This window comes from Arthrobacter pascens (assembly GCF_017052465.1).
In the GTDB taxonomy this organism is placed as follows: domain Bacteria; phylum Actinomycetota; class Actinomycetes; order Actinomycetales; family Micrococcaceae; genus Arthrobacter; species Arthrobacter pascens.
Window position 1 is genome coordinate 90,535 of sequence record NZ_JAFHKT010000150.1, and the last position, 12,952, is coordinate 103,486.

Sequence of the window (12,952 nt, forward strand, 5' to 3'; positions counted from 1 at the left end):
CTCTCGTCTTTAGGTGTCGCTGACAGGGTGGGCGGGACCGCATCACACCCCTTGGAAGGTCCCTCCATGTCTGAAACCCCCGGGCGCAAGTTTGCCCTGCTGCCCATGCTTGGCCACACCAAAGGCAAGCGCAGCCCCGTCACCTGCGCGCTCAAGTGCGACAACGCCTGCTCGGGCGAGGTCTGCAACACCAGCTCCAACAGCTACTTCCGCGACATCGCGTCCACCACGCTGTCCCGCCGCGCCGCCCTGGGCTTCGGCGCCGCCGGTGCCCTCGCCGTCGTCCTCGGCGGCTCCCTGGCATCCTCCGAAACCGCGGTAGCCGACGGCGGCACGGGGCTTTCCGCCGCCGCCAAGAACGGCTACGGACGCGCGGGCGCCTCCAAGCTGCAGTTCACCGCCATCCCCTCAGTTCCGGCCGACGTCGACGCCGTCACTGTGCCCGCGGGCTTTACCTGGAAGCCGGTCATCCGCTGGGGCGACCCCATCTTCAAGGACGCCCCCGCGTTCGACCTCGCCAAGCAGACTGCCGCGGCCCAGGAACGCCAGTTCGGCTACAACAATGACTACACGGACATCCTGGAAATCCCTGGCAGCAAGGGCCGCCGCGCGGTGCTCTTCGCCAACCACGAGTACACCAACGACGCCATCATGTTCCCGCCGTCCATGCCCGCCGCCGACGTCCGCGCCGTCAGCCAGGCAGCCCACGGGCTCTCCGTCGTCGAACTGGAGCGCACGAACAAGAGCTCGCCGTGGAAGTACGTGCAGGGCGCGAAGCTGAACCGTCGGTACCTGAACAGCACCCGCTACGAGCTCACGGGCCCTGCCGCCGGCTCCGCACTGGTCAAGACCACCGCGGACCCTGAGGGCCGCTGGATCAACGGGACGCTGGGCAACTGCGCCGGCGGCACCACGCCGTGGGGCACCATCCTGTCCGGCGAAGAGAACTTCAACGGCTACTTCGTTGCGCCCGGAACCTCCGCCGCGGACAAGCGCTACGGCCTGACCAACAAGGCCACGGCCCGCCAGTGGGAACTGGACGATCCGCGCTTCAACACCAACAACCCCGGCTACGAGAACGAGGCCAACCGCTTCGGCTGGATCGTGGAGGTCGACCCGTTCGACCCCACCTCCACCCCGAAAAAGCACTCCTCCCTGGGACGCTTCAAGCACGAGGGCGCCAACGTGATCGTGGCGAAGTCCGGGCATGTCGTGGCGTACTCCGGCGACGACGAGCGCTTCGACTACCTCTACAAGTTCGTCTCGAAGGCCAAGTACCGCGAGGGTGACCGCAAGCACAACATGACGCTCCTCTCCGAGGGTGACCTGTACGTTGCCAAGTTCACGGGTGACTCACCGGCGGCCGAGATTGACGGATCCGGCAAGGTGCCTGCCGACGGATCCTTCGACGGCAAGGGCGAATGGTTGCCCCTGGTGGTGGGCGGCAAGTCCAAGGTCGCCGGGATGTCCGTGGAAGAGGTCCTGGTCTACACGCGACTGGCCGCGGACAAGGTCGGCCCCACCAAGATGGACCGCTGCGAGGACGTGGAGCCGAACCCGTTCACCGGCAAGGTGTACGTGGCATGCACCAACAACTCCGACCGCGGCAAGGCGGGCAAGGAAGGCGCCACGGAGATCAACCCGCGCAACGAAAACCGCGACGGCCACATCGTCGAAATCACCGAGACCGGCGACCAGACCTCCACCAGGTTCACCTGGAACCTCCTCATGGTCTGCGGCGATCCGGCCCAGGGCGACGTCACGTACTTCTCCGGCTTCCCGGCGGACCAGGTTTCGCCGATCTCCTGCCCGGACAACCTAGCGTTCGACTCGGTCGGCAACCTCTGGATTTCCACCGACGGGGCCCCCTCGGGCATCGGCCGCGCCGACGGCCTGTTCAAGGTCACCCTCGAAGGAGCCGAGCGTGGCCGTGTGGAGCAGTTCCTCGCGGTTCCCCGTGACGCCGAGACCTGCGGGCCGATCATCCACGACGACGAGCGCACCGTGTTCGTCTCCGTCCAGCACCCGGGCGAGGAGGGCACCTTCGAGGCGCCGAACTCCTACTTCCCGGACTACGTGCGCGCCGGTGCCCCGGTGCAGCGCGGCCAGGCCCGTGCCCCGCGCCCGTCCGTTATCCAGGTCTTCCGCGCCGACGCTTAGAACCGAACCCCACCGCCAACCCTCCCTCACATCCCGCCGCTTTCCGCCCGCCGCTCCCTCACTTCCTGCGGGTTTGTGCCGGATCCTCCCTCACTTCCTGCGGGGTTGTGCCGGATCCTCCCTCACTTCCTGCGGGGTTGTGCCTGACGCTCTCTCACTTTCTGTCCCGACAGGAAGTGAGGGAGCGTTTGGGTTGGGGCGGCGGGATGTGAGGGGGCGTTTGGGTGGGGGCGGCGGGATGTGAGGGGGCGTTTGGGTGGGGGCGGCGGGATGTGAGGGGGCGTTTGGGTGGGGGCGGCGGGATGTGAGGGGGCGTCGGGGTGGGGGCGGCGGGACGTGCGGGAGGGTTGGTTGGTGGCAGACTTGTTCGGTGACCTCCGAGGACCAGACCGAGCCTTCCGCCCCTGCTATCCACGCCTTTTCAGGCTCCGTGCCCGTTCATGCGCGCGCTGATCCGGAGCGCATGCTGACGTCGATGGCGGCCGCTCGCATCGCCGTTTCCGGGCTGCTCGCTGGCGGCGTCCGGTATGTAGTGGTGTCGCCCGGGTCGCGGTCCGCCCCCATGGCCTACGCACTGGCTGAGGCCTCGGCGGCGGGCCGGGTGGAGCTGCTGGTCCGGATCGACGAGCGTTCTGCCGGCTTCACGGCCTTGGGCCTGGCCCTGGTGACCGGCGCTCCGGCGGCCGTCCTGACCACGTCGGGGACCGCCGTCGGGAATCTCCTGCCGGCCGTTATGGAAGCCAACCATGCCGCCGTCCCGCTCGTGGTGCTCTCCGCCGACCGTCCCGAGGAGCTGCGCGGAACTGGCGCGAACCAGACCACCGTCCAGCTGGACCTGTTCGGCGAGCACGTGCGCTTCGCCGTCGACGTCCCTGCCGGTGACAGCCCGCAGCGCGCCGTCGAAACGGCGCTCGCCGCCGCCACCGGGGCCTTCGAGGACACGCCGCCCGGGCCCGTGCAGCTCAACCTGGCGTTCCGCGACCCGCTGGTTCCCGAGGCGGGGGAGCGGCTGCCGGAGCAGCGCGGCCACGGCACGTTCCGCATCGGCACCGAGCCGCTCACCATGTCCCTGACGCACACGACGGCGGACCTGCCGGAGCGGCGGACCGTGGTGCTCGCGGGGCACGACGCCGGTCCCGTTGCGGAGGCGTTCGCCCGGGCCCACGGCCTGCCGCTGCTGGCCGAGCCGTCGTCGAACTCGCGGTTCGGCCCGAACGCCGTGGGCCCCTACCGGCTGCTGCTGGAGCACTTCGGCCCTGACGCTGCGCAGCCGATCGAGCGCGCGGTGGTGTTCGGGCGCCCCACCCTGTCGCGGCCGGTCTCGGCGCTGCTGGCCCGGGCGGACGTTGCCACCGCACTGTACGAGCCCGTACCGGTGGCCTGGCACGAGCCCGGCCGCCGCCGCGAAACACCCGTGGCCAGCCTGACGGAGCTCGCCGAGTTCGCCGGCCGGGGCTCCTCGGGGTGGCTCGACGCGTGGCTGCTCGCCGGTGCCGCGGCGCAGCACGCGGTCGACGGCGTGCTCTCCGACCACGACGCCGCGACCGGCCCGTCGGTGGGAGCCCTCATCTGGAAGCACTCCCGCGGCCAGCTGGTCCTCGGGTCCTCCAACGGCATCCGCGACGTGGACCTCGCCGGCCAGCCCGCCGCCGAACCGACCGCCACCGTGTTCGCAAACCGTGGCCTCGCCGGGATCGACGGCACCATCTCCACAGCAACCGGCATCGCCCTCGGCGGCCACCAGGAAACCACCCTGCTGCTGGGCGACGTCACCTTCCTGCACGACGCCGGCGGCCTCCTCCTCGGGGCCGGCGAAGACCAGCCGCAGCTGCGCATTGTGGTCCTCAATGACTCCGGCGGGGCGATTTTCAACCTTCTGGAACACGGCGCGGTGGCTGAGGGAGGCGGCTACGGAGACGCCGTCGAACGGCTCTTCGGCACCCCCCACTCAGTGGACATCGCGGCACTCGCCGCAGCGTACGGCGTCGGGCATTGCACGGTAAGTACGACGGCGGGACTCGCCGAAGCTCTCACCGCACCCTTCGCGGCCCGCACCATCATTGAGGTCCGCACGGACCGGCAGGGGCTCCGGACCCTGCACCGGCGGATCAGGTCGGCGGTAAGCGCGGCCGTGGCAGGGGTCCTGGCCGAGTAGCGGGGCCGCCTTGTCGATTGCCTGGCGCTGCGCAAACTTCCTCCCGCTACTGGAATTCCGTGCGCGTGGGGTAGTTTCCGCGTCGCTGGCGCCGGGGCGAGTCATCAGGGGGCCCGCCCGGGATATCCACATGGTGCTCTTGGCCCCTGTCATGGGGATACCGTGACCTGCGAGTCTACGAACCATGACGGACTTACCACGGCTGATCCTCGCACGAGACCACGTTCAGCAGGGATTGACGCCGAATATGCTCGCCCGCCGATGCCGTTCGGGCGCGCTCGTCCGGCTCCGTCACGGAGTCTATGTGGATGGGGAAGCTTGGAACGAGCTCACAGCATGGGAGCAGTACCGGCTGCGCGTCCAGGCAGCGGCGGAAACGTTCTCTGCACCTACGGTGTTCGCCACGCATTCGGCGGCCAGCGTCTGGGGCGTTCCGACCATCGGTTTTCGCCAACCTGTGCATGCACTAACGTTTCAGAACGACGGCGGCCGGTCGCGGGCAGGGGTCCGCAGGCATTATGCCGACCCTGCTGGCGTCAAGGCGTTTTGTCATGACGGGCTTTTGGTGACCGGCCGGGTGCGCACCGTCCTGGATCTCGCGGCTTTCACACCCTTCGCGGAAGCCATCGTTCCGCTGGACCATGTGCTGCGACCGGACCGGGCCAGGGGGCTGCCGGCGCTTTCCAAGGAGCAGCTGCTGGCCGGAATCGAAGGGAACTACACCGCGGCAGCAACCCACCGCATCGTCGTCGCCGTCGAGTTCGCCGATGCTCTGTCTGCCTCGGCGGGGGAGTCCTTCAGCAGAGCCCTCATGTGCGCAGCAGGATTTGAAGCGCCGGCCCTGCAGCACGAAATCCGCGATGACCGGGGTTTGGTTGGCTACTCCGACTATTACTGGCACAGTGTCCGTGTCGTCGGGGAGTTCGACGGAGTGGACAAATACCTGAAGCCGGAATATCTGAAGGGCAGAAGTGCGTCGCAGGCAGTGATCGACGAGAAGTACCGTGAGGACCGGATCCGTGCCACCGGTCGCACCGTGGTCCGCTGGGTCTGGGCAGACCTGATGACGCCGGAACGGCTGGAACGGAAGCTGGCGACGGCGGGTGTGCCCCGCCGGCGTGCGCGGTCAACGCGCTGAGCGATGCGCAAATTGCCCCGTGACGCGCAAATGCCCCGTCGCTACCGGAATTCAGGTAGCGACGGGGCATTTGCGCGTCGCCAGACGGGAAGGGCGCCGGTGCCTACTCCGAGATCTCGATGTGCGTCGGGTCCAGCACGCGCTTGAGAAACTCCTTGGTGCGGCCCTGGGTCGGGGCGCTGATGACCTGCTCAGCCACGCCTTCCTCCACCACCACGCCGCCGTCCATGAAGACCACGCGGTCCGCCACTTCGCGGGCGAAGCCCATCTCGTGCGTGACCACCAGCATGGTCATGCCTTCCTTGGCCAGGTTCCGCATGACGGAGAGCACGTCGCCCACGGTTTCGGGGTCCAGGGCCGAGGTGGGCTCGTCGAACAGCATCAGCTCCGGGTCCATACTCAGCGCCCGGGCGATCGCCACGCGCTGCTGCTGGCCGCCGGACAGCTGGTCCGGGTAGCGGTCGGCGAGGTGCCCCAGCCCCACGCGCTCAAGGTTGGCGTGCGCCACCTTGTCCGCCTCGGACTGGGAGCGCTTGAGCACCTTGGTCTGCGCCACGGTGCAGTTCCGCAGCGCGCTCAGGTGCGGGAAGAGGTTGAACTGCTGGAACACCATGCCCACCTTGCGGCGCATCCGGTCGATGTCCACATCGGGGTCCGTGGCGTCGAAACCGCCCACGTGGATGGTGCCCTCGTTGGGCTGTTCCAGGAGATTCACGCAGCGCAGGAGGGTGGATTTGCCGGAGCCGGACGGGCCGATCAGGCAGACGACCTCTCCAGGCGACACGTTCAGGCTGATGCCCTTGAGGACCTCGTTGGTCCCGTAGGACTTGCGCAGGTTCTGGATGGACACACCGGCGGCGTTGAGGGAACCGGTGTGATTGCGGGAGTTGGTGACGACGTCGTTCATTAGCTTCTCTGCCTATCGCTTGGTCCGCGCGGAGCGGCTCTCGAACTTCCGGGCCAGGAGGCTCAGCGGGATGGTGATCACCAGGTAGAACGCGCCGGCCACCAGAAGCGGCGTAAGGCCCGCGCCCAGGCTGGAGATGCCGTCACGGCCGAACTTGGTGAGGTCGTACTGCGAGGCGGTCAGGCCCAGCACGTAGATCAGCGACGAGTCCTTGGTCAGCAGGATGACCTCGTTGGTCAGCGGCGGCAGGACGATCTTGAAGGCCTGCGGGATCACGATGGTAACCATGGCCCGCCACTGGGGCATGCCCAGAGAACGCGCAGCCTCCATCTGTCCCCGTGGTACTGCCTGCAGGCCGGCGCGGAGGGTTTCGGCGATGTATGCCGCGGCGACCATGCCGAGGGAAACCATCACCACGACGGTCACGTTCCACGAAACCCCGAAGGCCAGCGGAACGCCGTAGCCGAACGCGATGAACACCAGCAGGGCCGGGATGCCGCGGAAAAATTCGATGTAGCCGGTGGCGATCCAGCGGTAAAGCGGGAAGCTGGAGAGCTTCATGAGGGCCAGCAGCAGGCCGCCGGACAGGCCCAAGATGAATCCGAGAAAGGTATAGATCAGGGTGTTCTTCAGGCCCGAGATGAAGATATCCGGGAACAACGGTCCGATCTTGCCGAAGTTGAAGACGCTGTTGCCGACGGCCCTCCAGTCGGTGGCCAGGATCAGCGCGGCCGTGGCCACAACAAAGATTCCGGCCTGGACATACAGGCTTACTCTGGCTCGCTGACGTGCGGTCATTGTCATTGCCATGGTCTACTCACATTCGTTTTGCGCAGTTGAGGCCCCGTACGGACTGCTGAACAGATCCTGAACGGGGCCCCTGCTGCGTAGGGCTCAGGCGCGTTGGCTACTTGGTGGCTTCGCCGAACCAGGTGGTCTCGAACTTCTTGAGGCTTCCGTCGTCGGTCAGGCGCTTCAGCGTGGTGTTGACCTGGCCAAGCATGGCGGAGTTGCCCTTCTTGATCGCGATGCCCAGCTTCTCGCCGGTGGCGTAGTTCTCCACGCGCTTGTACTTGGCGTCGTCCTTGATGGCGTAGCCGAGGACGGACTGGTTGCCGAGGGCGGCGTCGATGGTGCCGGCCTTGAGTGCCTGGACCAGGAGTCCCGTGTCCTCAAACTGCTGCGCGTCGAGGCCCTTGTCCTTCGCGTACTTGGCGCCGGTGGTGGCCTGCTGCACGCCCACCTTCTTGCCCTTGGCGCCGTCGATGTTGGTGATGCCGGAAGCGTCAGAGGCGACGAGGGTCAGGTCATCGTTCAGGTACGGGTCGGAGAAGTCCATGACGGCCTTCCGCGGCTCCGTGATCGAAATCGAGGAGATGGAAACGTCGCACTGGGTCAGGGCGGTGCCGGTCTCGATGGCTTCGAAGGAGCTGTCCACCACGTTGAGCTCGGCCTTCATGTCCTTGGCAACCTCTGCGGCGATGTCCATGTCGAAGCCGACGATCTTGCCGTCCTTCTGGAACTCGAACGGTTCGTAGGGGACGTCCGAGCAGACGGTCAGTTTGCCGGCATTGATGAGCTGCACGCCGCCGTCGCTGCTTGTGGCAGCGGGAGTAGCGCCACCGCCGCCGCACGCGGTGAGGCTGAGTGCCCCGACAGCGAGCAGTGCGGCTGCCTTGGCGCTGAGTTTGGCCGTGGCAAGGGACTTAAACATGGTTTCTTACCTTTTGTTGCAGGAGTATGCGGAACTTAGACGGCTTATAGTGTAACGCCGAATGAGAGATGTGCATCACAGAAAACTAACTTTGACTATTCGATAACTATTGCAGCCGATTTGGCAAGACGTTCCGGGCGGCAGGTGTCTGTGATTCCAGACCATGGAACGGCGGCATCGCGGCTAGAAGAGCACGGCTAGACGTCCGCCGCGCTCAGCTGCTGATGCCCAGCGATTCCAGCATCGGCCGGAACTTGGCCCACGTCTCGGCCAGTTCCGCCTCCGGATGCGAGCCTTCGACTATTCCGCATCCGGCATATAACCGGACGGTGGTGGGCGACTCGATGACCGCCCCGCGCAGGGCAATGCCCCACTCGCCGTTTCCGGCCGCATCCAGCCAGCCCACCGGCCCGGCGTACGGACCCCGGTCCATATGCTCGAGCTTCCGGATCAACGCTCCGGCCACCTGTGTAGGCGTGCCGCAGACCGCAGCCGTGGGGTGCAGGGCGTTGATCAGGGCCAGGCAGGTGGGCACGTGCCCCTCCACCTCGGTGAGTTCGGCCTTGACGTCCGACGCCAGGTGCCACACGTTGGGCAGTTCCAGGATGAACGGCTCGCTGTGCGCGTTCATGGCCTCCGAGAACGGCGCCAGCTGAGTGGTCAGCGACTGGATGGCGATCTCGTGCTCATGCCGCTGCTTTTCGGAGCCGGCCAGCACACGCTCGGCGTAATCCAGAGGCAGCCCGGCCTCGCCGACGGCGTCGCGGCGGTCCAGCGTCCCCGCGAGAACACGCGCCTGCGCGGTGCGCCCCTCCACCTGGATAAGCATTTCCGGCGTGGCGCCCACAAGGCCGTCCACCCCGTAGGTCCAGCATTCCCGGTACCGGATGGCGAGCTGCCGCAGTACCTCCGCCGCGTTGACACCATCCGGCACGGTGGCCACGACGTCCCGGGCCAGCACGAGCTTTTCCAGCTTGCCCGTGCGGATCTCGGCAACACCGGCCGCGACGGCGGCCATCCAGTCCTCTTCGCTGAGTGAGCCGGTTTCCAGCGTGGCGGTTCCGGAAAGTCCGACGGCGGCGGCCGGCTCTGCGGGCGTCTCGCCCGTGGCGGACCCTTCCAGCCAGCCCCTCAGCGCGGCGAGGGCACCCTCTTCGGTGAGCTCGCCGTCGTCGGCTGTTATCTGGGTGAGCCAGGCGCGGCCGTCCCGCACGCCGACCACGATCTCGGGCACAATCAGGCGGGATTCGTGGGCGGAAACTTTGGAGAACGCGAACGAGCCGAAGGCTACCGGGCCGGTGCCGGGGCATTCGACGTGGTCCGTGATGTCGGCCTCGATCACAAGGTGCCGCCACCAGATGTCCGCCTCAAGGAACCGCTCGGGCCCGGTGGCTGTAAACCGCGCCACCTCGCCAAAGCCCACGAGCCCGGCCTCCCGCCGCGTCCAGCAGAGAACGTCGTCCCGCACCAGATACGACGGCAGCCCCCCGGGAGTCGATTCTCCATCCAAAGGGACTGTCAGAGTGCGGAGCGTTCTGGTCATGATGGGTCAACACTACTCTTAGGGACTTGAAGCTGCCGATCCGTCCCGCTGCGCACTGGGTGCCGCAAGTACGAAACGACAGATTCGGGTAGATTGACAGGGTGAACCGAGCATCCTTGGAAAAGCGTCCGGACGAAGTAGCCACGATGTTTGACGACGTCGCACCGAAATACGATGTCGTCAACGATGTCCTCTCGATGGGACAGACCCGCCGCTGGCGCAAGGTCGTGGTGGAGGCCATGGATGTCCGGCCCGGCCAGCGCGTGCTGGACCTGGCCGCCGGAACGGGGACCTCGAGCGAGCCATATGCCGATGCGGGCATAAACGTGGTGGCCTGTGATTTCTCCCTTGGCATGCTCAAGGTGGGCAAGCGGCGCCGCCCGGATATCGACTTCATCGCCGGGGATGCCACCAACCTGCCCTTCGCGGACAACACCTTCGACGCCAGCACCATCTCCTTCGGCCTGCGCAACGTCAACGAGCCGAAGAAGGCCCTCGCCGAGATGCTCCGCGTGACCAAGCCCGGCGGCAAGCTCGTCATTGCCGAGTTCTCCCAGCCCGTCGTGCCGCTCTGGCGCACCATGTACACCGAGTACCTCATGCGCGCCCTGCCGGCCATCGCCACCAAGGTCTCGTCCAACCCGGACGCCTACGTGTACCTCGCCGAGTCCATCCGCGCCTGGCCGGACCAGGACCACCTCGCCGCATGGCTGCAGGAAGCCGGCTGGGAAGAGGTCACGTACCGCAACCTCAGCGGCGGCATCGTGGCCGTTCACCGTGCCCACAAGCCGCTCGCCGGCAACGGCTCGGCCGCCGCGATCGCTGCCCATACCGGCCCGGTGGCAAAGCTGCGCCGCAACATCCCGCGAACCGCCCGCTGACACTGTGAAAGTACTGATTGTTGGCGCAGGTCCGGCCGGATCCACGGCCGCGTATTACCTCGCCAAAGCCGGCGTCGACGTCACTGTCCTGGAAAAGACCAGCTTCCCGCGCGAAAAGGTATGCGGCGACGGCCTCACGCCGCGGGCCGTCCGGGAGATCCAGAAGCTCGGCCTGCCGCACCCCGAAGAGGAGGGCTGGCGCCGGAACAAGGGCCTGCGCCTGCTCGCCGGCGGCCGCTCCATCGAGCTGCCGTGGCCCGAGGTCTCGGACTTTCCGCAGTATGGCCTGATCCGGACGCGCCTCGGCTTTGATGAGGAGCTGGCCCGGCATGCCCAGGCGGCCGGTGCCACCGTCCTGGAACGCCACAGCGTCATCGAAGCGCTCCGCAGCGACGACGGCCGGGTGACCGGCGCCCGTGCCGCGGTCCTGGACGAGTCCGGACGCAAGACGGGGGAGACGCGCGACTTTACCGCCGACGTCGTCCTTGCCGCCGACGGCAACTCCACCCGCACCGCGGTGTCCCTCGGCATCCAGAAGCGCGACGACCGGCCCCTCGGCGTGGCCGTCCGCACCTACTTCACCTCGCCGCGCCACGAGGACGACTGGATGGAAGGCTGGCTGGAACTTCCCGGCCGCGACGGCAAGCTCCTGCCCGGCTACGGCTGGGTGTTCGGCGTCGGCGACGGCACGTCCAACGTGGGCCTGGGCATCCTGAACTCCTCCAAGGAATTCGGCAAGCTGGACTACAAGCAGGTGCTCCGCGAGTGGACCGCCGGCATGCCCTCCGAATGGGGCTTCACGCCCGAGAACCAGGTGGGAGAGATCCGCGGCGCCGCCCTGCCCATGGGCTTCAACCGCACGCCGCACTACTCGCCGGGCCTGCTGCTTCTCGGCGATGCCGGCGGCATGGTGTCCCCGTTCAACGGCGAGGGCATCTCCTACGCCATGGAGTCCGCCCGCTTCGCGGCCGAGTTCATTGTTGACGCGTCCTCGCGCAGCGCCTCGGGCGGCTGGTCCACGCACGACGCCGATGCGCACCTTGCGGGGTACGCGGACTACGTGCGGGAACAGTGGGGCTCGCACTTCACTCTGGGCCGGGCGTTTGCCGCGCTGATCGGCAAGCCTGCGGTCATGAAGCTCGCCCTGCGGACCGGGATGCCCATCCCCGTGCTGATGCGCTTCGTGGTCCGGCTCCTGGCCAACCTCACCGATCCGTCCGCCAAGGGCTTCGAGGACCGCGTGATCCGGGTTCTGGAATTGCTGGTGCCGGCCACGTCCAACACGTCCGCCAAGTCGCCGTCCGGCTTCGAATCAGCGGTTTCCGCAACAAAAAGTTAGGGTTAACCCGTGACCAACTCCGCGAACCACAGCTGGACGCACGCCGGGCATGGCCTGCCGGCCTCCGAACCCAGCCTCAACACCACCGCCATCGCCACCGGACTCCAGCTGCCGGCAGGGTTCGCGGCCATCGCGGAGGACCCCGACCTCGGCCCGGCCATCACCAACAATCTGGCCCGTGTGGAGAAGAAGCTCCGCGAGGCCATCGCCAACTCCGATCCGCTGGCTGACGCAACGTCGCGTCACCTCGTGGAGGCCGGGGGCAAGCGCATCCGGCCCCTGCTGACCCTGTTGTGCGCACACCTGGGCGACGCCTCGCTGCCCGCCGTGGTGCAGGCAGCCGTGGTGGTGGAGCTGACGCACCTCGCCACCCTGTACCACGACGACGTCATGGACTCGGCCCCCTTCCGCCGCGGCGCCCCCACGGCGCACGAGGTCTGGGGCAACTCCGTTGCCGTCCTCACCGGGGACCTCATCTTCGCCCGCGCCTCCATCCTCGTGTCCGAGCTGGGCTCCCGCGCCCTCGGCATCCAGGCCCGCACTTTTGAGCGCCTGTGCCTGGGCCAGCTGCACGAAACCGTCGGTCCGCGCCCGGACGAGGACCCGGTTGAGCACTACCTCTCCGTCATCGCTGACAAGACCGGATCCCTCGTGGCGGCCTCCGGCCAGTTCGGGGCGATTTTCTCAGGCGCCGACGAAGCCTACGAAGACGTCCTGGTGGAGTACGGCGAAAAGGTTGGCGTGGCCTTCCAGCTGGCCGACGACGTCATCGATGTCACCGGCGTCAAGGTGAAGTCCGGCAAGTCTCCGGGCACGGACCTGCGCGAAGGCGTCCCCACCCTGCCGGTGCTGCTCCTGCGCAGCGCTGCGACGCAAGGTGACCAGTCCGCCGTCGAACTTCTCAAACTGATCGACGGCGACCTCTCCTCCGACGAGGCCCTGGCCGAAGCGGTGGCCGGCCTGCGCGAGCACCCCGTGACCGCCGAGTCGTGGGTGGTTGCCCGCGGATGGGCCGACGACGCGATCGCCGCGCTGGCACCCTTGCCCGAAGGTGTGGTCAAGGCTTCGCTGACCAGCTTCGCCCGGGCTGTCGTAGACCGCGCGAGCTAGCCTCC

Annotated in this window: 10 protein-coding genes; 6 read left to right on the forward strand and 4 right to left on the reverse strand. The window is 67.5% G+C overall.

The window, feature by feature from the left end; genetic code table 11:
• Positions 1 to 66: 66 nt before the first annotated feature.
• The 3 genes from JYA52_RS17945 to JYA52_RS17955 all read left to right on the forward strand — a co-directional run bounded on the left by JYA52_RS17945 (position 67) and on the right by JYA52_RS17955 (position 5,453).
• On the forward strand, positions 67 to 2,160 hold the full coding sequence (locus JYA52_RS17945) for a PhoX family protein (protein WP_205654610.1): 2,094 nt from the start codon (positions 67 to 69) through the stop codon (positions 2,158 to 2,160).
• Between the two features lie 463 nt (positions 2,161 to 2,623).
• Entirely contained in the window at positions 2,624 to 4,315 is a 1,692-nt protein-coding gene (menD, locus tag JYA52_RS17950; RefSeq protein ID WP_205654655.1) for a 2-succinyl-5-enolpyruvyl-6-hydroxy-3-cyclohexene-1-carboxylic-acid synthase, read from the forward strand.
• Positions 4,316 to 4,562: 247 nt separating this feature from the next.
• Positions 4,563 to 5,453 (forward strand): hypothetical protein, encoded by an 891-nt coding sequence (locus JYA52_RS17955; protein WP_372433923.1) that lies wholly within the window; start codon positions 4,563 to 4,565, stop codon positions 5,451 to 5,453.
• 103 nt (positions 5,454 to 5,556) lie between these two features.
• Here JYA52_RS17955 and JYA52_RS17960 read toward each other — a convergent pair whose 3' ends face one another.
• The 4 genes from JYA52_RS17960 to JYA52_RS17975 form a co-directional block, all read right to left on the reverse strand.
• Positions 5,557 to 6,360, reverse strand: coding sequence for an amino acid ABC transporter ATP-binding protein (locus JYA52_RS17960; protein ID WP_205654612.1), 804 nt, complete (start codon positions 6,358 to 6,360; stop codon positions 5,557 to 5,559).
• Positions 6,361 to 6,372: 12 nt separating this feature from the next.
• Positions 6,373 to 7,164: an amino acid ABC transporter permease gene (locus JYA52_RS17965; protein ID WP_205654613.1), complete on the reverse strand. Its 792-nt coding sequence runs from the start codon at positions 7,162 to 7,164 to the stop codon at positions 6,373 to 6,375.
• A 103-nt stretch (positions 7,165 to 7,267) separates the two neighbouring features.
• Positions 7,268 to 8,074 carry an ABC transporter substrate-binding protein gene (locus JYA52_RS17970; RefSeq protein ID WP_205654614.1) on the reverse strand — a complete coding sequence of 269 codons (807 nt, stop codon included), beginning with the start codon at positions 8,072 to 8,074 and terminating at the stop codon, positions 7,268 to 7,270.
• 214 nt (positions 8,075 to 8,288) lie between these two features.
• A complete protein-coding gene (locus JYA52_RS17975) occupies positions 8,289 to 9,617 on the reverse strand; it encodes an isochorismate synthase (protein ID WP_205654615.1) in 1,329 nt (442 codons plus the stop codon).
• 101 nt (positions 9,618 to 9,718) lie between these two features.
• Between JYA52_RS17975 and JYA52_RS17980 the strand changes: the two genes are divergently transcribed.
• From JYA52_RS17980 to JYA52_RS17990, 3 genes are read left to right on the forward strand one after another with little or no spacing between them, the layout of a single operon-like run.
• On the forward strand, positions 9,719 to 10,498 hold the full coding sequence (locus tag JYA52_RS17980) for a demethylmenaquinone methyltransferase (protein ID WP_307869433.1): 780 nt from the start codon (positions 9,719 to 9,721) through the stop codon (positions 10,496 to 10,498).
• Positions 10,499 to 10,502: 4 nt separating this feature from the next.
• Complete coding sequence (locus JYA52_RS17985; RefSeq protein WP_205654616.1) at positions 10,503 to 11,837, forward strand: geranylgeranyl reductase family protein; 1,335 nt, start codon at positions 10,503 to 10,505, stop codon at positions 11,835 to 11,837.
• Positions 11,838 to 11,846: 9 nt separating this feature from the next.
• The gene (locus tag JYA52_RS17990) at positions 11,847 to 12,947 is read left to right on the forward strand and encodes a polyprenyl synthetase family protein (RefSeq protein WP_205654617.1); all 1,101 of its coding nucleotides are present in this window, start codon (positions 11,847 to 11,849) and stop codon (positions 12,945 to 12,947) included.
• Positions 12,948 to 12,952: the final 5 nt, after the last annotated feature.

What these genes read in the sequence shown, in the direction of transcription:
- JYA52_RS17945 (WP_205654610.1), top strand. Translation starts at nt 67, where the DNA reads ATGTCTGAAACCCCCGGGCGCAAGTTTGCCCTGCTGCCCATGCTTGGC.
- menD (WP_205654655.1), top strand. Translation starts at nt 2,624, where the DNA reads ATGCTGACGTCGATGGCGGCCGCTCGCATCGCCGTTTCCGGGCTGCTC.
- JYA52_RS17955 (WP_372433923.1), top strand. Translation starts at nt 4,563, where the DNA reads ATGCTCGCCCGCCGATGCCGTTCGGGCGCGCTCGTCCGGCTCCGTCAC.
- JYA52_RS17960 (WP_205654612.1), bottom strand. Translation starts at nt 6,360, where the DNA reads ATGAACGACGTCGTCACCAACTCCCGCAATCACACCGGTTCCCTCAAC.
- JYA52_RS17965 (WP_205654613.1), bottom strand. Translation starts at nt 7,164, where the DNA reads ATGACAATGACCGCACGTCAGCGAGCCAGAGTAAGCCTGTATGTCCAG.
- JYA52_RS17970 (WP_205654614.1), bottom strand. Translation starts at nt 8,074, where the DNA reads ATGTTTAAGTCCCTTGCCACGGCCAAACTCAGCGCCAAGGCAGCCGCA.
- JYA52_RS17975 (WP_205654615.1), bottom strand. Translation starts at nt 9,617, where the DNA reads ATGACCAGAACGCTCCGCACTCTGACAGTCCCTTTGGATGGAGAATCG.